Source organism: Leeia speluncae (assembly GCF_020564625.1).
GTDB classification, from domain to species: Bacteria; Pseudomonadota; Gammaproteobacteria; order Burkholderiales; family Leeiaceae; genus Leeia; species Leeia speluncae.
In genome coordinates this window covers 190,137-213,201 of record NZ_JAJBZT010000007.1, presented here as the reverse complement: position 1 = coordinate 213,201, position 23,065 = coordinate 190,137, and the positions used below count along the sequence as shown (strand labels likewise).

Here is a 23,065-nt window from a genome sequence, read left to right as displayed (position 1 = left end):
TGAACGTCCCAGATCAAACTCGAGTGGGTTCGATAATGGTAGCTCTACCGGACGACCAATCCACCAGTTGCGGCCAGAGGCGGCGCTGAGTGCATCTTGTCCATAACGGTCATCTGCCAGGATACCTACTTTGCCGGCTAAACCCAGTTCGGCTTCGACTTCGCCAACCGCTTGCACAAACAGTTGTTTCAGTTTTGGTAGACGGCTAATGTCGGCACCGGTCTTCTGTACGACATCGAAGAATTGGTTACGGTGGTCAAATGCGAAGACCAAGACTTCGTCACGGCTAACACGCGGGACTGTCACGCGGTGTAGGCGGTTTAAGGTCGCGTCTTCTGCGGGTTTGGCAGGTTGATTCTTTAAGAAGTAATCCAGTTCCACCGGTGTTGGCATCGCTGGTGCACAACCATGACGACTTACCACTAGCGCGCCACATCCGTTAGCGTAACGGCAGCAGGCATCATAGTCTTCACCACGAATCCAGCCAGAGAGGAACCCAGAGATAAACGCATCCCCTGCGCCGAGTACGTTCAGCACTTCGACTTGCACACCTTTAATGGTAAAGGCATCGTCGATCTTGGCTGGAATCGCCCCTTCGATCACACAACAACCAAGTGGACCACGCTTCACCACTAGTACAGCGGTTGGGTTCAGTTGGCGGATAGTGTTAAGAGACGTAATAACGTCCTCTGAACCACCGGCAATATTGATCTCTTCTTCCGTACCAACAATCAGGTCAAAGTACGGCAAGATACCTTGTAAGTGTTTGCTGACTTGGTCGTTGGCGATAAAACGGGTTTCGCCATCACCTTTGCCGGTTAAGCCCCACAACACTGGACGATAGTCGATGTCGATCACGGTGCGGACGTTGTTGGCACGTGCGGCTTTAAGGGCTTTGACGGACGCTGCATGTACCGTTGGCGTAGAGAAATGCGTACCGGTAATGAGTAGCGCTTTGCTCTTGGCGATAAACGCTTCGTCGATATCCGCTTCGGTCAGTGCCATGTCGGCACAGTGATCACGGTAGAACAGCAATGGGAAGGTGTCGCGGTCTTTCAGACCTAGCATCACCAAGCCGGTAAGATGTTCTGAATCCTTCACTAGATGAGAGACATCGCAACCTTCTGCGCTAAGGGTATCAATCAGGAACTGGCCCATTTGTTCGTCGCCCACACGGGACAACATCGCTGACTTTAGTCCCAGACGGGCGGTGCCAAAAGCGATGTTGCCGGAAGAGCCGCCCAGGTATTTGGCGAAGCTTGCTGCGTCTTCCAGTGGGGAACCCACTTGGTGCGCGTACAAGTCTACCGCTACCCGGCCGATGCTGATCAGATCGAGTGTGCGATCTGCGGCAAATACGGTGTTATTCTTCATGGTAAAAGGTTCTTTCCAGTGACTAACTAGGTTAAACGTTAGTGATTAATGAACACGTTTCTTACGGAACTGATCTGCCACCACCGCAGCTACGATGATCAGACCTTTCACAATTTCTTGTAGATAAGAGTCAATCCCCAAGAAAGTGAAGCCACTAGAAATCACACCTAGAATCAATGCACCAATTACCGTACCGGTAATACGTCCAACCCCACCGGCCAGACTAGTACCACCAATCACGGCAGCGGCAATGGCATCTAGCTCATAAGACATCCCCATGCCGGATTGGCCAGTTTGAGCACGAGCAGACACCACAATCCCTGCTAGACCAGACAGTAAACCGCCGATCATGTAGACAATCATTAATGTACGGCCAACATTAATACCTGAAACGCGGGCTGCTTGTACGTTACCGCCGATGGCGTAAACCGACTTACCAAAGCGGGTATAACGTAAAACAACGTGGAAGAACATGGCTACCGCTAAGAAGATAATCACTGGATTAGAGCCACTACCAATCCACATGTAGTCATCTGTGAACATACTAATTGGCTGACCGCCGGTGTAGTAACGCGCCAAGCCACGAGCAGAAACCATCATGCCTAGGGTCGCGATAAAGGCTGGCACACGCATTTTGACGGTAATAGCCCCGTTAATTAAACCGGTTAATGCACCAACAGCAAGGCCAGCGAGCACCGGTAACAATACAGGTAGGTTGACTAAGCCTGGATAAACGGCACGATCGTACCCTGCTGCTTGTGCCAAACTAGCTGCTACCATGGCACTTAACGCCACGACGGAGCCAGAAGCCAGATCAATACCACCCGCGATGATGATCATCGTCACGCCAACGGCAATCAGACCAATTTCTGATACTTGCAAGATCATAATCAGCAGACCTTGCGGGTTATATAGGAAGGACTGGTCACGTTGCATCCAGCCTAAAATTTCAAATACAGCGGCAATACCAATTAGCACGAGTAAAATGCTAAATTCTTGCGGCATTTTGAATTTCTTAGCAGTTTTTTTGGGTTGTTCTACAACCGTTGTTGCTTCGCTCATTCTGTATTCCTCTTTGCTAGGGTGACTGCAGTTAGCGGTCTTTTTTTCTTAGTGTCTTGTCTTACATACCAGAAGCGATTTCAAGAATCCTCTCTTGAGTAGCTTCTTCACGGGATAGGATTCCACCCACCGTACCTTCATGCATGACCATCACTCTATCGCTCATGCCCAGTACTTCAGGCAATTCGGAAGAAATCATGATGATTGCCACGCCTTGTTTGGCAAGTTGGGTAATTAGTTTGTGGATTTCTGCTTTTGCACCAACGTCTACACCGCGTGTTGGTTCATCTAAAATCAACAGCTTCGGGTTATTGATTAACCAGCGTGCAATCAACACCTTTTGTTGATTACCACCACTTAGGTTTTCAATAACTTCATATAAACCAGGGGTTTTTACCTTGAGCTTCCCGAGCATTTCTTGGCAAATCACATCCATCGACTTTTGTTGAACAAACCCCATCTTGCAATACGATGGTAAAGCCGCCATTTCCATGTTTTCGCCAACAGACAAGCTTAAGAACAGCCCAGACTTTTTACGGTCTTCCGTGAGCAACGCCATACCCGCTTGAATCGCGTCAGATGGTGATTTCACCTTTAATTCTTTGCCATCGAAAATAATGGTGCCGGAATCTATTTTGTTAATCCCAAAGATAGATTCGATCACTTCGGTACGGCCAGAACCCATTAGGCCGGCAATACCAAAAATTTCGCCAAAACGCACATCGAATGACACATCTTTACAGATGCCTTTCACATTCAGATGCTTCACATCTAAAGCAACGTGACCAATTGGGACATCTTCTTTAGGGAAGACTTGTGACAACTCTCGCCCTACCATCGCTGTGATGAGTGAATCATGATCGAAGTCTTCTGAAGGCTTGGTCACGATATGTTGCCCATCGCGGAAAATAGAGATCTCATCGGCAATCTTGAAAACCTCATCCATCTTATGTGTGATGTAAATGATGGCTTTGCCTTCCGCACGCAGCTGCGCAATGATGCGGAACAAGTGCTCAACTTCTTTCTCTGTAATGGCAGAAGTTGGCTCATCCATAATCAATAGATCAGAGTTAAACGACACTGCTTTGGCAATCTCGACCATCTGGCGGTTAGCAATACTTAATTGGCCAAGATCGATTTCAGGATCGATATCAATATTTAATTTATCTAGCAGTTCTTGTGTTTGACGATTTAACGCCTTGTGATCAACAAGACCAATCAAGTTACGCGGTTCACGACCAATCCAGATGTTTTCTGCGACGGTCATGAACGGCAGTAGGTTTAATTCTTGGTGAATCATCGCAATGCCCTTACCTAAAGCATCACGAGGAGATTTCAATACAATGGGGTTTCCTTTGAAGAACAGCTTGCCCTCGTTCGGGATATAAACCCCCGCAATGATTTTCATCATGGTGGATTTACCGGCACCGTTTTCACCCATTAGTGCATGAACTTTACCTGGACGAATTTTAAGTGAAACTTTTTTTAAAGCCTGCACACCAGGAAATGATTTTGCGACACCCTCGGCAACGAAAATATATTCGCCATATTTGGATGCTGTTTGTAGGTCTTCTTTGAGTTGCGCTACTGACATTTCGAATCCTTATCACACAGCTAGTAACCCAATCATCATTGCTAACCCTGCTAGGCAAGCAACACTTAGATTACCCCAAGGGGGAAATCCCCCTTGGTCTAACATCGAGACAATAAATTACTTGCTCATGTATTTTTTCATGTTTTCTGGTGTTACAAGCTCGTAAGGGATCATGATGTCTTTGGCTTGAGACTTATCACCTTTAGCTAGTTTGATTGCGGTATTGATCGCACCTTCACCCTGACCTTTGGCATTCTGGAACACGGTCATGGTTAATTCGCCTTTTTGCATAGAAGCCAACGCATCTTTCGTTGCATCTACGCCGCCAATGACCACTTTCTTAGGATCGATTTTTGCCTGTTTCATCGCAATGATTGCGCCTAATGCCATTTCATCATTGTTAGCAGCAACCGCATCAAACTTCACGCCAGCACTTACCCACTTACTCATCAAGTTAATGGCTTGAGAACGGTCGAAGTTAGCGGTTTGCTCTTCTACTACTTTGATGCCTGGAAATTTAGCGAAGATGTCTTTCACACCCTTGGTACGATCACGCTGTGCATCGGTAGAAAGCTCACCTTGCATAATCACCACATTGCCTTTGCCATTTAGCTTCTTAGCAATGTATTCTCCTTGTAAGTGACCTGCGATCAAGCTGTCTGAACCCACAAATGCTGCGCCATTACCCATTTTTTCGTCTGGCTTACGGTTTACGTAAACAATAGGAATACCCGCTTTGCGTGCAGCTTCTGTCATGCGCTTTGTTGCAGAGGTATCTGCTGGGTTAACAACAATTGCAGATACTTTTTGTGAAATGAAGTTTTCAACTTGGCTAACTTGGCGGCCTACATCACCACGCGCATCTTCGAACTGAACATTGACGTCTTTTTGGCCTTTTGCGTAGCTAGACATTCCTTCACGCAAAACAGTTAAAAAGTTGTCATCGAAGTGAGCCATACTCACACCGATTTTGGTATCTGCGAATGCAGACAAAGGGAATAGTGCAGCGATGATGATACTTTTAGTGAATTTCTTCATGTGTCTTCCTCTCATTATGGCATCACGTGAACTACATCAAATTTGCTAGAGAAGCGGGAGTGAGCGCACTCCTCTAGCCATAGACAACTAACGGCTAATTAAGACAGATTGACACCTGCTTTAATGAACGCAATGCTCTCGCCTAGTTGCTTTTCAGCTTCCTCAATTGACAGAGATGCCACTTCTTCTGCAAATGGTTCAAATGAAACGTAGCCATTAAAACCTGCATTCAGCAAATACTGCAATTGGGGAATATTACCCAAGCGGTCTTCTTTACCAACTAAAACGCGGTGCATGTCTAGCATGCCTGGGCGCTCTACTTGTACAGATTCCACGCCAGAGATATGAATCAAGCCTGTCCACTCAGGAAAAAACTCCTGCTCGCCAGCCACATAGTGGTGGAAAGTGTCGTGAACAACCTTGAAAACATTCGGGAAGCCACTTTCTTTGATTGCCTTCACTGCAACGCCTTTTAGACGAAGCGCACAGATTTCAAAGCCTAGTGGCTCGATCAAACCAATTAATTGGTTTGCTTCAAGGATTGGACCAAGATTGGTCAATGAATCAACTAAGTCTGCAAAACGCTCTTCTGTAGAACGCTTATCGTTACGGTCACATGTTGGGCAAAGCACAATTGCTTTAGAACCACATGCTTTTGCATATTGTGCCAATGCTTCGGCTTCTGCTTTTTTCTCAGGGTTGAACTGATCAAAACGTTGCAATGCATTAATAGATGCAATCTCTACGCCTGCAGCGTTTGTCGCAGCCAAAATGTCTTCTGCTTTGCTACCATCATTTAATTCCACACCAGGAAGATCGTTACGGATTTCAACGCCGCTAACGCCAAGGTTTTTAGCGACTGTTAAAAAGTCAGCATAAGATGATCTTGGGATGCTCATACGGTTTAACGAAAACTTAATCGACATTTCAAAAGTCCTTTGATAAAAGAGAGTCGTCATACAGTAAAAAAGTGTAGCCCCCTTGCGAATGCTTCTTGCCCCTCAGCTAACTTAACAAGGTTTGGCTTAACGCCGGGCTACTCAAGTACTGCCCTGTAACTAAATTCGATGGGTGAATATAACCATAGGGAATTCGTCATTACATTACGAAAGATGACGATTTTTCGTCATGAAACCCTAAATATAAGCACACTAAATTGTGTGCGCTGCAGCATTTTTGGTTGAATGATGTTGGAATTAAGATTTGAAGAGAATTGGATTCGATTGGCTAGGCAGTTTTAATTTGGATAACAAAAATTACGCAAAAACATAAAATTAATTTAAAACATAGTTTTATCTAATTTTTTTCTATTTTTATTAAATCAAAAAATATTTAATTTATATTTGAACAAATTTATATTTTCAATGTTGCAATGCATAAGAAAAAAGGTTTTTTTAACACCTTCAACAGTGAAAATTATTTTTAAAACCGAAAAATTTTTACCCTGCAGCAATTTTTAAGCGCATATTGATGACGAAAAATGACAACCTTCAGGTCTGCAACAAAGTATAGAGGCTGTTTCTCGGCGGTTTGAGGGGGCAATTTACCCAATAATGTTTAGCTAGATAGAGAAAACCACCTTTAGAAAGAGACTTTCATGATCAGAAAAGCCAATCAAACAGACTTAGCGGCAATATTGCATTGCGCAGAACAGGCATACCAACGCTATATAGCAGCGATAGGTCAAAAACCAGCCCCTATGCTGGCAGATTATGGTAAGCAGATTGCAGAAGGGTAAGTGTATCTTTTCGTGAGAGATGAAGATGCATTACTTGGTTTCATCGTTTATTTCCCGCTTGGGAACGAAATGCGATTAGAGAATGTAGCTGTCGATCCAACAGTTACAGGTCGTGGCATAGGAAAAGCACTGATAAAATTTTGTGAGGAAGAAGCAAAACGCTTAGGGTTAAAGAGTATTCAGCTCTATACCAATGAAAAGATGACGGAAAACCTGTCTATCTATCCACATCTTGGTTTTGTAGAAGTCGCTAGACGAACGGAAGATGGATTCCATCGCGTGTATTTTGAGAAAGCACTCTAAACATGCTAATACCACTCATAAAAGTAGCATTAGCATGGGCAGACAAAGATTAAGAGGCCTGATACTGCCAGTGACCAGATTTGCCGCCAATTTTTTCTAGTAGGCGAATATTCTGCATGACCATCCCTTTATCGATGGCTTTGCACATATCGTAAATGGTAAGCAACGCCACTTGCACGCCAGTCAGCGCTTCCATTTCCACCCCTGTGCGCCCTACTGTTTCCGCCACCACCGTCACTGCTACTAAAGATTTTTCTACTGACGCTTCAAAAGACACATTTACTTTGGTTAATGGCAAGGGATGACAAAGCGGAATTAAGCTAGACGTTTGTTTGCAACCTTGGATTGCTGCAATTCTGGCAATGCCTAGTACATCGCCTTTTGCCATACCGCCAGACAAAATACGGGTAAGCGTTTCAGGCAACATCACAATCTCACCATACGCCGTTGCAATACGATGTGTTTCTGCTTTTTGGCTAACATTGACCATCCAAGCATTTCCACACTGATCGAAGTGTGTTAACTCACTCACGATTTTCTATCCTTTTCCCAATTACGCGTCTAATAAGGTGTTAAGCGGGATAAACCTCACCACATCGCCCGGGCTAACCTGTGTGTTAGGAGGGAGATCAATCACCCCGTCTGCCCATGCTAGCGATGTCATCACGCCAGAACCCTGGTTACCAAATAGGCTGAGTTTTCCTTCGCTATCCACTTGTGCGCGTAAGAACTCTCGGCGTTTATCCGCCTTTTTCCACGTAAAATTGGCCACCAATGGCAAGCTAACAATCCCTTTTGTTGTCGCCCCCATTAGGCTAAGTAAGTACGGCCGCACCAAAATACCCAACGTAATATAGCTGGACACTGGGTTACCCGGTAACCCGACAAAAGAAGTCGTGCCAATTTTGCCAAATGCGAGCGGCTTACCCGGCTTCATCGCAATTTTCCAAAGGGATAACTCACCCAAAGCAGACACGGCTGCTTTTACATGATCTTCTTCGCCTACTGACACACCACCACTTGTGATCACCACATCGTGCTCTGCCGCTGCATCAGCTAAGGCGGCTTTGGTTGCTTCCAGATTATCTGGCACATTGCCGAGATCTGTTACTACGCAACCCAAACGGCGAAGTAAGGCAGTAATCGCAAAACGATTCGAGTTATAAATTCCACCGGGTGGTAGTGGCTCGCCCGGCATGGTGAGTTCATCACCAGTAAATAATGTCGCGACGCGTAGAGGTTTATAAACAGAGACCTCTGCTACCCCAACGGATGCAATTAACGATAACTCTACCGGCGTAAGTTTTGTTCCCTTTGTAACCACCACTGCATTAGGCGCAATGTCTTCCCCGGTTAGGCGGATATTTTGCCCTGCTTTTGGGGTACGAAGAATGCGGATATTTTCACCATCTACTTCGGTATCTTCTTGCATCACCACTATATTGCAACCAGTTGGAATTGGCGCACCGGTAAAGATTCTGGCGGCCGTATTCTCTGCTAGCGGAGCGCCGGTTTGTCCTGCTGCAATTCGCTGCACTACTGGTAATGAAAACGGCGCTTCTGGAATGCTAGAAAGATGCAATCCGTAACCATCCATCGCACTATTATCGAAGCCCGGTACCGCAATAGGAGAAACCACATCTGCGGCTAATACTCGGCCATCCGCATAGAGGGTATCAATGGTTTCTGTCGGTCTGGCTGGTTTTGCATTTTGCAGCAACAAGGCTAGTGCATCGTCAACAGAGAGTAATTCTGCAGGTTTCATGGGTGTCTCTTCTAATATTAGGGATTCGCAGCCTGATTAAGGCTGTGTTTTCAACCAAGCGCAGATCCAGTCTGCTAACAATGCTGGTTGATTTAAATCTAGCCATTCGTAAGTAGCATTTGTTTGATTTAAAGCGGTATCACTGATCACCGCTATTATGGTCTTATCTTCTGCTGCCAATAGCGGCTTTCCGTTCGCTTCCCGCCAAACCTCGACTTTTGGGATTTGCTCATTTTTAAAGCCTTCTAATAACACTAAGTCTACAGTGCTCAGTTTTGCTAATTGTTCTTTTAGTGTTGGCTCTGGGTTGCCTGCTAATTCGTGAACAATCGCCCAGCGGTAAGGAGAGGCTATCATCACTTCTTGCGCCCCTGCTGTACGAAACCTAGCACTATCTTTATGTGCTGGTTCCATTACAAAATCATGGTGGCTATGCTTAATGACATTTACCATTAGCCCACGTTCGCGCAGCAAAGGTAATAAGCGTTCGATTAGCGTAGTTTTACCACTGCCAGACCAACCGGCAATACCTAGTACATTTTTCGGGATGTTTTGCATGGGTAACACCTAATCTTGCAGAACTTGCCAAGGCGATTAAGAAAATTAGATGAATAATAACGCGACAACTAGGTAGATAACACCATTTATCTACCTAGCGCTAGGATGACTAAGTAATTTAGGCAGATGTGCTAGCATGGTATGGCTGACCTAGCGGGCAAACCAATGCTTCAAAATGCCTAGTTTTAGCGTCATACGCTAACAAAGCGCCCTGCTCGATATCGAAAAACCAGCCATGCAGTGTTAGTAAACCGGCATCGACTTTTTCTTTAATCCAAGGGAATGTCAGCAAGTTTTCTAAAGACACCAGAATACTAGTTAATTCAGCAGCTCTTCTTTGTACCTCAAGCGGTTTGTGGCCTAGTTCGTTCTTCACGCGTTGGCGTGCCGGCTCTGCAATACCAATCCATTTACCAATATAGTCTTCGGGGGCCGCATGTTCGCCACGTCCATCCATTAGAGCTTTTATGCCGCCACATTGCGCATGCCCAAGCACAATAATACGTTTTACGCCCAGATCACACACCGCAAACTGAATACCGGCAGACACGCCTTGATGGTGACTCCCAATTTCGCATTCTGGAACAAGATTCGCTACGTTACGAATCACAAACATTTCACCCGGTGCACATTGGGTAAGTAAGGCGGGGTCAACCCGAGAATCACAACAGCCAATCAGTAAGGTCTCTGGCGTTTGACCTTTTGCTAGCGTTTCAAATAAGGCGTCCTCTCCGGCAAAGTAGGTTTGCTGAAATGCTCTAAATCCTTCGACAAATTGATTAATATCTTTCAACCTGATGCCCTCCTGCTGATAATCACTAACGTGTTTTTGTGTTCTCAATGCCTATTTTGCTGGATTCCTTTGTAGGGATGCTGAAAATACATGCTTTTATTGTGCAATTGCACTTAGTATTTCAAACGGCTAGAAACCAATTAGGTGTACAGTTCGAATGTATTCAATCGATTTCGTCTTGCAACTGAAGTTATGAAGCTAAACACGTTCACAGATTACTGCCTAAGAACCTTAATTTATCTTGCTTTGCAGCCAGAACAAATGGTGACTAGAGCCGAGATTGCACAGGCTTACCAGATTTCTGATAACCACTTAATGAAAGTAATACACTTTTTGGGGTTAAATGGCTTTCTCGTCACACAAAAAGGGAGAAATGGAGGGATTCGTCTTGCACTAGCCCCTAGCAAACTCAATATTGGAGAGCTTGTCCGTTTGTGCGAAGAAGATATTGCGATGGTGGAATGCTTTGAAGATGAGAGCCAATGTAAGATCGATGGCATGTGCCGTCTAAAAGGGATATTGGCCGAAGCGCGTGAAGCCATGTACCAATCACTCTCTCAATATTATTTGTCAGATTTAGTCACTAATGCCAAGCATCTGACTATTCAGTTACATCTTTGACCCCTTTCTTCCTCAAAAACTTGTTTTAGCTCAATTTTTTAAAAACTTTAAATATGTATTATATTTACATATTTAATGCGGCTTCACATAATCACTTCATCGAAACCAACTTCAGATCAACAAAATGAAGAACGATTGCACACTACCTATCATCCCAAACGGTACGTATACCTTTGATGCAAGGGGTATCGCTAGGCGCATCCGCCATGCTGCCATTTTTGGTGCACTTAGCGAATTAAAACCCGGCGAGAGCATGCGTTTTTTGAATGATCACGATCCTGTACCACTACTAAAGCAGATCGAACTCTTTTTTGGTTCCCGAATTAAAACCGTCTATCGCCATCGCAGCCCTGGTGAAATTGTCATCGATTTTCACATTGAAGCTCACTTTGAAGCCGCCGCATATTAATCAAAAGAAAGGAAGCAGCATGAATGCCCCAACTAACCAACAAGTATTTGAATTAGACCCTACCCTTGCTATTGGGCAAATTGCAGTTGCCTTACCTGGTTCAACGGCAGTGTTTAGAGAGTTAAAGCTGGATTACTGCTGTGGTGGACAACTTAGCCTTGCTGAAGCTGTCGCTAAAAAAGGACTAACGCTTGAAGACGTATTGGCACGTTTAGCTAATCTGCAAAGAACCAATGATCTGCCAGTAGATTTACCAACAGCTGAACTAATCGACCATATTCTTGCCCGCTACCACGAAGTACACCGCCAACAATTACCAGAACTGATTGCCATGGCAAAAAGGGTTGAAGCGGTTCATAGAGATGACCCAGACGTGCCATCAGGTTTAGCCGCATTACTTGCCAAAGTGGCTGACGAACTTGAATCCCACATGCAAAAAGAAGAACAAATCCTCTTTCCGATGTTAAAAGCAGGGGGAAACCCATTTGTGGTTCACCCGATTGCGGTGATGCGTTCTGAACATACAGATCACGGTGAGAATGTAGCTGCACTCATGCTGATAACCAACGATATGACACCACCCGCTCATGCATGTAATACATGGCGCGCGCTATTTTCCGGTATTCAGCAATTGTGCGATGATCTGATCAACCATATTCATTTAGAAAACAATGTGTTGTTCCCTATTTTTGAAGTAAAACCTGAAGTAAAGTCGGAAGAAAAATGTGAAGGAAACTGTGGTTGTCACTAACTTATTTGCTAAATAAATAAACAAAAAGGGCTGAATGAACTTCAGCCCTTTTCTTATTTGATTGCAGATATGATCTTTTGCTGGTTTAACGCCGTTTGTTTTCTCGCTTGAAACCAGACACTGTCTGGTGGACTTTTCGCTAATCTAGTTTCGGTAGAAACTGTCAGCCAAATAAAGAGTGACGACCCTAAAATGGCGGTTAGGTCGATGCTAATTTCCCCTGTATAGGATTGGAAAACAAAAGCATTAATGCATGAAGATAATGGAATACATAGCGTAGAAAGCACACACATCCAAAGCAAAGGTACCAACGAATTTGCTGCCCCCTTGAAAAACGCCCAACCAATCGCAAAGAAAAAGGCGACATAATAAACCGGTAAGTAAATTGTCGTATCAATGTGAAATATACTCACGACTTTGGTTACCGCCATCGCCAATGAAATACCTATCACGCATCCGCTACATACGCCAACCGTAAGTGCCGCCATCCAACGAACATCTTTTCGTTGAGTGGGGACTTCTCCGGTTTGTTTATTGGTTTTCTTTCGCCTAGATTCGAGCCATAAAAGGTTGCCGCTATAAAATAGCCAAGCCCCCATCATGGCCAAAATGAAGTACATCCATGCCACGCTTACTCCGCCAAACGATGCCATATGCAGCGCGAAAAAGCTGCTAATCACCGCATTCGCCGTATTTTGTTGACCGGGAAGAAACTCTTTATTTAGCAATTTGCCCGTATATGGATGAATAACTAAAAAACCGCCCCTAGCCCTTGGCATGACCGCACTATCATCATTTCCCCAAACACGCACAGTGGCTTTCGGGCCTTCAAGATGCTGATACTGCAATGAGGTAATGACGAGGTTTGGTGCATAGTTTTTAGCTTGTTGAAGCAGCGTTCCAACGGGTAAGAGTGTTGTATTATTGGTGGCTATTTTTAGTTTTGCGGGTGGTGCTGTACGCCCTGCTGCTGCGAACTCTCCTTTGTGCCAGACACTATTTTGAACGCTATAAATACCATCATGAAAAGCAAACACAACCGCCGTTAATGCCATCACCAGATGAAATGGCAAACTAATTATCCCAACGATATTATGTGCATCTAACCACATTCGCTTTATGTTTTTGCCTACACGTAAGGCAAAAAAATCTTTTACTAACGATGGCAGTAGCACAATCAAGCCAGAAATCATGGCAAGCGTATATAAGACGGCAATTACCCCCATGATCCAACGGTTGGCATCAGAATCAATAGGAAGCCCGACGACGCGATGAAGCGTATCAATAAAGTTGGCTAATTCTGATGGATGTTGCTCTGCTACCTGCAAGTTTCCTTGGCGGTCAAACCCTGCCCCCATCATGGTCGCTGGTTGATGCTCTTGTTCTTCGCCCTCTTCTCTAATTTCCCAATTTAATCGTGAAGGATTAGATACCGAATCATCAACTTGTAGCGTAAAGCCCTTCTTTACTTCAGGGTATTTTTCTAAGGTTTCTTTGATCAAGCGATCTGAACGAGCGAAAGGGGTAGCAGGTGCTTCCACCTCTGGGCTAACCCACTGATTGATAGGCGCTTTAAAGACAGCAAAAGCACCGGCATAAAACGCAATAAATAACGCTAGCCCTGCAATTATTCCTGTCCACGTATGAACAGATTTGTAAATTCGAATAAACTCTGAGCGCATGTTTAACTCACTTTTTCGCAGATGTTAGGCATGCCTAAATAAGGCAAAAACTACCGCCCAAACCAGCATGTTCATGAGGCCAAGCACTAACCAAGCTTGTTTTCCGGTGTTAAATAGATAAACCAATCCAAAAATAGCCAACCAGACTGGTGCAACTAACCACATGGCTAATTGCGCTCTTGTTGCCAATGGAAGATGTGTCATTAACTCTGTGAAAATGCCACTGCAAGCAAAGGCAAATAACAGCCCTAATACGCCGCCAGCAATGCTTTTACTTAACCAATCTTTTTGAACCACACCTTTATTCATGATGACCTCCTATGTTGAAAACAGACGGCACCAACATAGGGAAAAGAAATGAAACTTAGCATGCTATAGGTCACCCAGATAAACACAGCTGCTAGTGGTAACTTGGCGTGAAATAAACTAAGCAAACTTACCGAAAAGCAAACCAAAGTAAGAATAAGGCTTGCTTTACGAGACATTCGCTGGTTTAACCAGTTTTGGTTGGGTGATCTTAAAAACAAACATAAATTCGCAAGCGTTAAGGTGACGAGCGAGAGTACAAAATAAATAGTCATTTTTCTGAAGCCTGCATTAGAAAAAACTCGATGCCGCGGCTAAGCGCGGGTAACCAAACAAATCCATGATCTTCTTTCTCTAACACTTCAAATCGCACCCGGTCAGTTTGGGAAGAGATTTCCTGTAATCGGGCCGCGAATGCCTTTGCTGGCAAAATCATTGAGCGTTTTTTTAATTCGGCGATGACATCTGCCGGATAGCTTCCTTTGGGAAGGTCATCCTCTAATGCCCCGACAGTAATCTGGAAGGAAGGTAGATCTGTTTGACTAGCAAAGTTAGCAGCGGAAAGTTGCTTCACAAGTTGCTGGTCTCCCCACCATAAAGATGGACTAGACGCTAGGCAGGTTGAAAAACTTTCTGGGTGCGTGACGCAGGCATAGCTAACAAATAAACCGCCGAATGAATGCCCAAAAATAGCCTGTTTTTTGGGATTTATCGCAAATTGGCTTGCGACCAAGGGTTTAAGCTCTGTTTGTATAAATTGGAAGAATGCGTCGGCACCACCGTGATCATATGGAATGGTTTGCCCGGTCGCAGCGGGAGTGTAGTCTTTGGCACGATGTTCGATATCAAAGTCTTTGGCCGAAGGATAACCAATACCAATAATGATGGGCGGCGTGATGCCTGTGACTTCATGACGGCTCTCTATCCCTCTCGCAATAAACGCTGCGATAGGAAATGCGGCATTGCCATCTAAGACGTACAAAACAGGGTAACCTTCGCTTGGCGCAGGAGTTGACGGTATAGAAGCAAAAATTCGGTACTGTGTACCATTCACTTTAGCGGTGAAATCATACTGTTTGCTTGCTAAAAGCGTAATGGGTGCCCAATTTGCTTCAGCAAAAACCGTTGTCCCGGTTGCGAAAGCCAATAGCGATAACGCCATCAGCTTTCGCACGCCAAAAGAAAGGATTTTTCTTTGGCGTGTCATGCTTAAAAGTCCATGGTTGCAGATAAAGTAACTGTTCGCGCTTGCCCCAACGTGGCGATTGGCGTGCTATCGCTAAAACTGCCGGAATAGTATTTACGGTTAAATAGATTGGCGACATTCAAGCGGAAAACGGTTTTTTTCCCCGCTACTTTGGTAGTGTAACGCCCGCCTACATCTACCTGATTCCATCCTTTAACTTTCATGGTATTGGCAGAATCTAAGAAAACACTGCTAGTGGCTGTTACTCTACCAGTAAGCGTTAAGCCAGCAAGCCAAGGTGTATCCCACTCTACGCCCACATTACCTTGCCAACGCGGCACACCAATCGCCTCATTACCATTGTATTGGTCATAGGCTGTCTTCGTTTGCACGCCTTTACTGTAGGTCACGCCACCTAATAGGCGGACAGACCGGCTTAATTCACCAAATGTGCTCCACTCAATCCCTCTGACGCGCTTTTCCCCACCATCAATATAAGTAGGGTTTGACGAACTACCAATCGTCACCAGCGTCGGTTTGGTGATTTCGAAGACACTAGCGGTGTGGCTAAAGCTACCGGCATCCCATTTCACGCCAGTTTCTTTTTGCTGGGTCTTATAAGGCGAAAATACTTGGTTGTAGTTTGTTGCCGCGGTATCGGTAACGGTATCGCCTTTACTCAAACCTTCCACATAGTTTGCATAAAGAGAAACAGAAGGCCCCCATGGTTTGATAACTAAGCCTACCGCCGGTGTAATGGCAGACTTATCATAGCTAGCAGTCACACTTCCCGAGGTATTAAATGTCTTTGTTCTGACTCGTTGATCACGTAAACCAAGCGTTAGCTTTACCAAATCATCTTTAAAAGACAATGTATCCATCAGGGCTAGGCTAGATAATCTAGTTTCACCCGTCTTAGACACAGAAGTTGGCATCGCGACCATGGCTGCAGTCGTTGGGTTGTATATATTTGATGAAAACGTGCTCATGTTCACCGCAGAGCCAGTTTCTTGTTTCAGCTCAGAAGCGTGCAGCACAATTTCATGCCCTACCGAACCGGTATTTAGCTTGCTACGAACGCCCGCCTCTGCGGAAAGATTATTTTCAAAGCCAAGTTGCGCCACCATACGGCCGGTAAAATCACCATTTGCCTGAATACTTCGCGCATGGGTACCGTTAATAAAGCCTTGATAATCATGCTGCATTTGGCCAATGCCACCAAATACAGTGACATTTGGATTCACTTCATACTCTGCGCGCAAAATAGCCGCTTGGCTCGTTAATGAACCATAGGCATTTGGGAATAAATTGGTGCTAGCATCTAGTGCGTCTGGAATACTTGTCGTGGCAAACCAGTACATTGCAGGGGTACCACCGCTAAAAGACTCTTTGCTTTTATAAGCATCGAAAGATGCTTTTAAGCGCTCACCGCGGTAATCAATGGCGGCAGATAAAAAGTCACGCTTTTTCGACTGTCCATTTAGTGTCGTATCGCCATCACTATACGCATGGTTAACGCGTAAACCCCATTCATTGTCTTCACCAAACCGCCTTCCTACATCCACGGCGGTACTCAGTTGGCTATCACTTTGATAACCAACCGTTACTTGCGTCAGTGGCGTATCTGATGCCCGTTTTGGCACCAGATTAATCACCCCACCAACCCCACCGCTCGGAGCCATGCCACTAAATAATGCACTTGGCCCTTTTAATACCTCAACTCTTTCAATGTATTCAACAGGGGTATGGCCAGATGGTGCTAAACCATACATCCCGTTAATCGCTAAATCATTTGCACTAACGTCAAAGCCACGAATTCGATAATTTTCATAGGCATGTCCGCTAGAGGTAGTAAACCGCACAGAAGGATCACTTTGCAACACATCTGCTAGTGTTTTGGCTTGCTGATCTTTAATCAGTTGTTCGGTGTAGCTGGTCACGCTAAATGGCGTGTCCATAATCGACTGATTACCCAATGCCCCTAGTTTTGCGCCAGTTGCCACTTGGCCACCAGCATAAGGCGCTGGCGAATCGGTTGATGGATTGGCGGTTGCTGTTACTTTGACAACAGGAAGAATTGTTATATCGGTGGTGGAATCTTTGGTGGTTTCTTCCGCCAGCAACAATGGTGGAAAACTAGCAACTGTCAACGCCAGTGCAATGGGCGTCATGCGCAGCATCATGCATCTCCTTATTAGAACGCTACAAGGTATGGCACTGGCTGGCGACGGCTGGCTTGTGCAAATTGTCTTTATTTAATGGTCGGCAAAAATCCAATAAATTGCTTACTGGATAGTTTCAACGCGAGGCAGGATTTTATTGCAAATGAGAATTAATTGCAATTATAATATGACTTTGATATAGAAAATATGAATAAAAATATCAATTCAACCCAATTTCCATTGTCACTTTCGAAACGCAAAATGATAACAAGTGGGTTGCCCCACTTGCTTAAACAGGGCTTAGCGTATGAGATTCACAGTACCTTAAAATAGCGTCGGCTCTGTCTGGAGACAACGCTCTAGCATGACCCCAGCCACCTTCTTCTTGGCAGACTTTTTCCGCAAACTGAATACCCGCCTGCGTTGCATCAGGTAATGACTGGTTAGTGATATAGCTAGCCAAGAAACCAGCAATAAAGCCATCTCCTGCACCAAGCGTATCGACAACGTTAATGGGCTCTCCTTTTGCCTTCACAAAGCCAAGCCTAGATTTCACCATCACACCATCTGCACCCATCGTCGCAATTGCTACTTTCGCACCGGCTTGTAGCATCTTTTCTAATTGCGCTTGAATGAGGGTTTCAGAAGAACCAGCCAAAGAAATGATCCCCACTTCTATATACGGACAAATATCCGTTAAAAAGCGATCCTTCCACTCATCTGAGAAATCAAAAGAAACGCGTAAACCCATGCGCTGAAAAGCTGGCAAGTACTTTACGGTATGGCTGTAAATACTGGTATGAATCATCGCAAAGCTAGCCAAATACGCTTGTTGTGCTTCGTTTAATACTAACTTTGCCGATGCGCCTTGATCACTGCCAATAAATACGCGGTTACCTGCTTCGTGCCGAACACATGTCCAAGCTGTAGACGTTTGCTTATCTGTTTGCACATAGGCAGTCTCTACCTTTTCGGTTTGCAAGGCCGTTTTTAGCCAAGCACCTTCTGCATCCTCCCCTACTCTGCCCAAGTACGCAGCGCGCATCCCTAGCCTAGCGGCAAATACAGCCACATTCACTGCATTACCGCCGGGGAATTCTTTTGCTTGGTCTAAGTACACATCAAATGTGTTATCCCCCAAACCTAAAATACTATTCATCTTAATACTCCGTTTTCCACATATAGCGGCGTGTGGTGAGCGGTTGGTTTTTTAATACCGATAAATGATAGGCAAATTGCTCTGCGGCAATCCCCACTACATACGGAGCAACAATTGCGCGGATTTCGGGTGCAATCCCTTCCATAGGGAAGTCTTTTGAATCATAGATCATTAAACGGCTTGTGTATTTTTGGCAAAAGGTAACCACACGTTCCATTTGTGGGCGAGATGGGTCTTCACCCAAATACAGCATTAACGGTGTGGTTTCATCAATTATCTCGAATGGCCCATGAAAGAACTCTGCCGCCTCTAAAGCGTGGCTATGTAACCACTGGCTTTCTGCCAACACACACGTCCCGTGTACATAAGCCGCCGTAAACATCGGGCCAGATCCTAGGTGATACAAGATTTGGTCATTCAGAAAAGCACTGGCCTCTTTCAAACCTCTGTCTGAACTAGCAATGGCAGCATCAGCTAACACGGTTGGTAAATTGGCTAAAGAAACAACCAGCTTATCTAACAATGGCCACTGATCTTTTTCTGCCAATACCCCTCCAACCAATGCTTGCAGCAGCATAAAGCAGCCAAAGTAAGCATCATTGGTTTTCCCCGTAAAAAACACATGGTCTACCAACTGAGCAAGTGGTAAATCTGCATGCTGGGTTACCGCTACCGTTTTGCATGGTTTGTCTTTCACAAAATTCGCTGCTGCTAATGTTTCTTTCGTCGTACCAGATTTAGATGCCAATACCACCAAGGTACGCTCGTTCATCCGTGGCGGATTCATATCCATAAATTCTGCAGGGAAATAACGGCGTACTTCAATGCTTGGGCTAATGGCCTCTATCCAATACTGTAGACCTAACATGGTACGGTTTGGCGCGCCGCAAGAAACGAAGTAAATCCGATCGATGTCTTTAGCTATCTCCCTACCAAAAGCAGCCGCAGCAGATAAACCATCTACGGCACCAGACAAGGAAGACACAAATTTTGCTTTATCTATCTGCATATACGCCCCAAATTTCCTGTATTGTTTAGACCATCATTTAGACCACAGAAAACGTTATATCAGTTACCGTTTTTGCAATCAAAGGTTAGACTAAAAATACAGAGAAACCACGGTAATGGTCTAACTAACTTGCAAAACATATAAATAGATAAACATTTTATTTCAATTACTTATAAAGTATATTTAAAGTAATACATAAATAAATTACTAGACCATAAAAATGACCATCAACCCCATCATCCGAGAAGAAAAGCGCGTGTCCCAAAAGGCTAAACAAGCCCTGCTACAGCTTTTACAAACACCAGAATATGCACCAGGCAACCAGATTCCAGCAGAAAGAGATTTAGCCAGTTTTCTTCAAATCAGCCGGATGACATTACGAAAAGCAATAGAACAACTGATTGAAGAAGGCCGGTTAGAACGCAGAAGCAACCGAGGCACGTTTGTTACCCCAATCGAAGTTAGCCGCTCGATGAGCCACCCGCAAAGCCTTTCTCGTATGCTAGAAATTTCGGGCAGCAAAGCGGGAAGTCGGCTACTCAGCTTTCAGCACCAAGCGGCCAACCCATTCATTAATCAGCAACTTCACATCGCCAAAGAAGCAGAATTAGTGGTGATCAAACGCTTAAGAACGGTAGATGACAAACCATTTTGCATTGAAACCAGTTATTTCCCTAGCCAACTTCTGCCAGGCATCACAGAAGAATCTATTGCGGCGGCCTCCTCTTTATACCAACTCTTATTTACGCAGTACGGTTTTATTCAAGGAGGAGATACTGGCGAAATTGTCTGTACAGAATTGTCCGATGAAGACGCAACCCACCTTGGCCTACCAGCCAATAGCCTTGCCCTTACCTACCGAGGCATCATCGTGGACCAAGCAGGCAAGCCAATCGAATATGTGGTCTCGCAAAACCACCCACAACGGGTAAGTTTTAAAATAGAGAACTCTAGATACAGCAAATAATCACCTCGCATTTATGCAGGGTTTTCCTATACTGAAAGGGACATAAGACACCTTCCCCCACTTTATAGAAGAAGTTAATTGAAGACCCTATCCCTACTATTAGCGGGTTTCATTTGCTGCCTACCCATCTTAGAAGCGTATGCAGCGCCTAGAGTATTACTCCCTGCGATTCGGCCTTTTGCCTATGAAGAAAATGGAGAAGTTAAAGGGTTTGACGCAGATCTACTAGAAGCAATCAACAAACAACTAGGCTTAAAACTAAAAGGCGAAGTCGTCCCCCTACCCCGCATTTTGCTTTACATGGACACAACGCCAGAGATTGTTACCTTTATCGCCAGAACACCAGAACGAGAAAAACTTGGCATCTGGTTAAATAAAGTTTTCGAACAACCCTATGTACTAATTAGCCTAACCACTACCACCAAACGCCCCAAAAACTTAGCTGATGCAAAGAACTTCTCCGTTGGCGTCGCCAAAGGATCTATTGGCGAACAAATCGCCACCAAAGCAGAACTGAAACAAATCGATGTATCGCAAGACGAAGTCACCAATGCAAAAAAGCTAATCGCCGGCAGAATAGATGTTTGGCTAGCTACCAACCTAGCCGCCATGAACGCGCTTAAAACCCTATCGCTGACGAGAGAATCGGTTTACATGAGCTACCCAGTCGCCCAATATGAAACTTGGATGGCGGTCACTAAAGACTGGACACCCCAGCAACGGCAACAATGGCAAAAAGCCCTAAATGAGTTAACGGATTCAGGAGAACTACAGCGGCTGAAAACCAAGTGGGGATTGATTTGGTGAGATCGTTAATAAAAGCTTACTAAGCATTTACGATCTACCTGTTAAGTTCTGTTATTGATGGCTAGAATAAGACATTGCAGACAGTCACAGGATTATGTGAAGTAGTCTGCATTATCTTATTTCAAAGGGCTGTTCAAAAGGAAAAGGCCCGCTTATCTACTCGAAACTAGACTTTGTGGCAAATAATTGCAAGATTATAGAAGATTCCGCTCTCTAGCCATTTGCTCTAGTCGATTTCGGAAAGCATTTACCATTTGGTTTGTGAAAACTGAGAGTTGCTCAAGGACTAGATCCCGATTTGAGGGATCGTCAAGGTCGCCTAAAGAAACCTTAGGTGTAGCAATCCATACTTTGTTATTGCCTTCGATTTGCCATGTGATGCCCGGAACTATGCGCTCGATTTCTTCTCGTTGGCTATAAAGAGCCTCATAAATTTCACGAGCAGGAGAAAAATCACGTGAGAAGGTCAGAAACACACCTCCTTCATTGGAGGATCGTGCTAGATAGGTACTGATCCATGCACGACATCGACCTGGTGGCTGATGAAATGCGACATTTGTAGATCTGCACTTGGTAGGTCTGGGTTGCTGCATATCATCAAGTTGCAAGATCTGCAGAAACTCTCCCCAAAAGTTCTCTAGCCAGTCTGCTGTTTCCTGACTTTGTTTTGCACGAATTGGGTCAACTGGAACTTCCGTCGTCTCATCGGAAGTTCCGATTGAATCAGTTGTTTGCCCAACAAATACTGTACGAGTTAGCAATTCGGTTTTTGCGAGAATCCTCGGTTGTAGCAGCGTAGACTGATCTGGAAGAGAATAGGCTGCAACCTCAACTAACGCGAGCGTAAATCGGAGATTGCCAAATCGCTCAATAAACCCTACCAGAGTTTCTGCACCATAGCGAATTCCATCCCCGGCAATTAGCAATAAAAAATCACCGTCTCTTAAACTTCTATTGATCCCATCTATAAAACTTGCTTCATCCAGCATTGGTACGGCACGATTAACGGATTCGAGTAAATGCCTAGGCCCCATTTTGCTTGCCATAGCAGTTTGCCGTACCAGATCTTCGTAAGACCATGCAGTCAGCTCTTTTGCATAGTCCAAAATTTGCGCCACTACCGTGCGACGAGCTTCTGAATTCCGCCACAGCTTGGTCTCGACAATCACGAGTTGGCCGGTAGGCGTCACATACAAGATATCTGCCGGACCAGCCCCCGTTTCCAACTCCATACATATGGGAATCAAGATGCCAATGTGCGGATCTATCTCGCGAACAGGAAGACATCCGGGTTGCTGAAAAAGTAGCTCTTGCAGCCATCTCTCATCAAAGCCAGAACCTCCCTTACCCGATAGTTCAATGCGTTTGCATACATGGGTTTTACCATCGCTACTCACAACAAAGGGGCTGGTAAAGGCACTCATGGGTCTCCATGTTCAATCGATAATTTCACAAAACGATTCAGCTCTCGGGCCAATTGCCTTACAGGCTGATCTAATTTCGTGAAATTTGCTAATGTTAATATCATTAATTCCTATATACCAATAGCAAGTTATAGCTTAGAAGTTGCTGAAAAAACCGTTAGTGTTCTTCTGCACTGTAATTGGCTCGATAAGTAGGCGCTTTGTCTTCGACTCTGGGGGAATTCTACTTTTGTCTGGCTTGTTTGGATCTCTAGTGTAAAGCTGTTTATTGTTAACCACCTTCAGAACTATCGCTTGGCCGAAAGCAGTCCTTACATATTTCTCAGATATTAAAATAATGAAAACAAACGTTTTAGC

23 protein-coding genes are annotated in these 23,065 nt (G+C 44.8%); 7 read left to right on the top strand and 16 right to left on the bottom strand.

All coding sequences use genetic code 11. From position 1 onward, the window contains the following. The 5 genes from LIN78_RS13680 to LIN78_RS13660 form a co-directional block, all read right to left on the bottom strand. The coding region (locus LIN78_RS13680) for a bifunctional 5-dehydro-2-deoxygluconokinase/5-dehydro-2-deoxyphosphogluconate aldolase (protein ID WP_227181401.1) at nt 1-1,374 on the bottom strand (1,374 nt) is incomplete at its 3' end. A gap of 45 nt (nt 1,375-1,419) precedes the next feature. Beyond that, complete coding sequence (locus LIN78_RS13675) at nt 1,420-2,436, bottom strand: ABC transporter permease (protein ID WP_227181400.1); 1,017 nt, start codon at nt 2,434-2,436, stop codon at nt 1,420-1,422. 61 nt (nt 2,437-2,497) lie between these two features. Then, complete coding sequence (locus tag LIN78_RS13670) at nt 2,498-4,030, bottom strand: sugar ABC transporter ATP-binding protein (protein ID WP_227181399.1); 1,533 nt, start codon at nt 4,028-4,030, stop codon at nt 2,498-2,500. A gap of 117 nt (nt 4,031-4,147) precedes the next feature. After that, complete coding sequence (locus tag LIN78_RS13665; protein WP_227181398.1) at nt 4,148-5,068, bottom strand: sugar ABC transporter substrate-binding protein; 921 nt, start codon at nt 5,066-5,068, stop codon at nt 4,148-4,150. A 98-nt stretch (nt 5,069-5,166) separates the two neighbouring features. Continuing rightward, nucleotides 5,167-5,994, bottom strand: coding sequence for a TIM barrel protein (locus LIN78_RS13660; protein ID WP_227181397.1), 828 nt, complete (start codon nt 5,992-5,994; stop codon nt 5,167-5,169). A gap of 671 nt (nt 5,995-6,665) precedes the next feature. Between LIN78_RS13660 and LIN78_RS13655 the strand changes: the two genes are divergently transcribed. Both LIN78_RS13655 and LIN78_RS13650 read left to right on the top strand, forming a co-directional pair. Beyond that, entirely contained in the window at nt 6,666-6,806 is a 141-nt protein-coding gene (locus tag LIN78_RS13655) for a hypothetical protein (protein ID WP_227181396.1), read from the top strand. A 12-nt stretch (nt 6,807-6,818) separates the two neighbouring features. Further along, a complete protein-coding gene (locus LIN78_RS13650; RefSeq protein WP_308443962.1) occupies nt 6,819-7,109 on the top strand; it encodes a GNAT family N-acetyltransferase in 291 nt (96 codons plus the stop codon). Between the two features lie 49 nt (nt 7,110-7,158). Here the strand turns inward: LIN78_RS13650 and moaC are convergent, their stop codons facing one another. The 4 genes from moaC to LIN78_RS13630 form a co-directional block, all read right to left on the bottom strand. Further along, entirely contained in the window at nt 7,159-7,641 is a 483-nt protein-coding gene (moaC, locus tag LIN78_RS13645; RefSeq protein ID WP_227181394.1) for a cyclic pyranopterin monophosphate synthase MoaC, read from the bottom strand. A gap of 21 nt (nt 7,642-7,662) precedes the next feature. Continuing rightward, nucleotides 7,663-8,874: a molybdopterin molybdotransferase MoeA gene (locus LIN78_RS13640; protein WP_227181393.1), complete on the bottom strand. Its 1,212-nt coding sequence runs from the start codon at nt 8,872-8,874 to the stop codon at nt 7,663-7,665. A 36-nt stretch (nt 8,875-8,910) separates the two neighbouring features. Next, nucleotides 8,911-9,432, bottom strand: coding sequence for a molybdopterin-guanine dinucleotide biosynthesis protein B (gene mobB / locus LIN78_RS13635; protein WP_227181392.1), 522 nt, complete (start codon nt 9,430-9,432; stop codon nt 8,911-8,913). 118 nt (nt 9,433-9,550) lie between these two features. Next, entirely contained in the window at nt 9,551-10,225 is a 675-nt protein-coding gene (locus LIN78_RS13630; protein WP_227181391.1) for a carbonic anhydrase, read from the bottom strand. A gap of 192 nt (nt 10,226-10,417) precedes the next feature. Between LIN78_RS13630 and LIN78_RS13625 the strand changes: the two genes are divergently transcribed. From LIN78_RS13625 to ytfE, 3 genes are all read left to right on the top strand, one after another. After that, nucleotides 10,418-10,846, top strand: coding sequence for an RrF2 family transcriptional regulator (locus LIN78_RS13625; RefSeq protein ID WP_227181390.1), 429 nt, complete (start codon nt 10,418-10,420; stop codon nt 10,844-10,846). 124 nt (nt 10,847-10,970) lie between these two features. Then, nucleotides 10,971-11,255: a DUF2249 domain-containing protein gene (locus LIN78_RS13620; protein ID WP_227181389.1), complete on the top strand. Its 285-nt coding sequence runs from the start codon at nt 10,971-10,973 to the stop codon at nt 11,253-11,255. A 19-nt stretch (nt 11,256-11,274) separates the two neighbouring features. Then, a complete protein-coding gene (gene ytfE, locus LIN78_RS13615; RefSeq protein ID WP_227181388.1) occupies nt 11,275-12,006 on the top strand; it encodes an iron-sulfur cluster repair protein YtfE in 732 nt (243 codons plus the stop codon). A gap of 53 nt (nt 12,007-12,059) precedes the next feature. On the opposite strand, the gene LIN78_RS13610 is transcribed toward ytfE, so the two are convergent. From LIN78_RS13610 to LIN78_RS13585, 6 genes are all read right to left on the bottom strand, one after another. Continuing rightward, on the bottom strand, nt 12,060-13,688 hold the full coding sequence (locus tag LIN78_RS13610) for a PepSY-associated TM helix domain-containing protein (protein ID WP_227181387.1): 1,629 nt from the start codon (nt 13,686-13,688) through the stop codon (nt 12,060-12,062). Between the two features lie 24 nt (nt 13,689-13,712). After that, complete coding sequence (locus LIN78_RS13605; RefSeq protein WP_227181386.1) at nt 13,713-13,997, bottom strand: hypothetical protein; 285 nt, start codon at nt 13,995-13,997, stop codon at nt 13,713-13,715. A 268-nt stretch (nt 13,998-14,265) separates the two neighbouring features. Next, nucleotides 14,266-15,201 carry an alpha/beta hydrolase gene (locus LIN78_RS13600; RefSeq protein WP_227181385.1) on the bottom strand — a complete coding sequence of 312 codons (936 nt, stop codon included), beginning with the start codon at nt 15,199-15,201 and terminating at the stop codon, nt 14,266-14,268. A 2-nt stretch (nt 15,202-15,203) separates the two neighbouring features. After that, nucleotides 15,204-17,363 carry a TonB-dependent receptor gene (locus LIN78_RS13595; RefSeq protein ID WP_227181384.1) on the bottom strand — a complete coding sequence of 720 codons (2,160 nt, stop codon included), beginning with the start codon at nt 17,361-17,363 and terminating at the stop codon, nt 15,204-15,206. Between the two features lie 268 nt (nt 17,364-17,631). Continuing rightward, nucleotides 17,632-18,501, bottom strand: a complete 870-nt coding sequence (locus tag LIN78_RS13590) for a PfkB family carbohydrate kinase (protein ID WP_227181383.1) — start codon at nt 18,499-18,501, stop codon at nt 17,632-17,634. 1 nt (nt 18,502) lies between these two features. After that, on the bottom strand, nt 18,503-19,510 hold the full coding sequence (locus LIN78_RS13585) for an SIS domain-containing protein (protein ID WP_227181382.1): 1,008 nt from the start codon (nt 19,508-19,510) through the stop codon (nt 18,503-18,505). 220 nt (nt 19,511-19,730) lie between these two features. Between LIN78_RS13585 and LIN78_RS13580 the strand changes: the two genes are divergently transcribed. Beyond that, nucleotides 19,731-20,477, top strand: coding sequence for a GntR family transcriptional regulator (locus LIN78_RS13580; RefSeq protein ID WP_227181381.1), 747 nt, complete (start codon nt 19,731-19,733; stop codon nt 20,475-20,477). Between the two features lie 78 nt (nt 20,478-20,555). Next, on the top strand, nt 20,556-21,284 hold the full coding sequence (locus tag LIN78_RS13575; RefSeq protein ID WP_227181380.1) for a substrate-binding periplasmic protein: 729 nt from the start codon (nt 20,556-20,558) through the stop codon (nt 21,282-21,284). A gap of 194 nt (nt 21,285-21,478) precedes the next feature. Here LIN78_RS13575 and LIN78_RS13570 read toward each other — a convergent pair whose 3' ends face one another. Further along, nucleotides 21,479-22,708: a PDDEXK family nuclease gene (locus LIN78_RS13570; protein ID WP_227181379.1), complete on the bottom strand. Its 1,230-nt coding sequence runs from the start codon at nt 22,706-22,708 to the stop codon at nt 21,479-21,481. Nucleotides 22,709-23,065 lie beyond the last annotated feature (357 nt).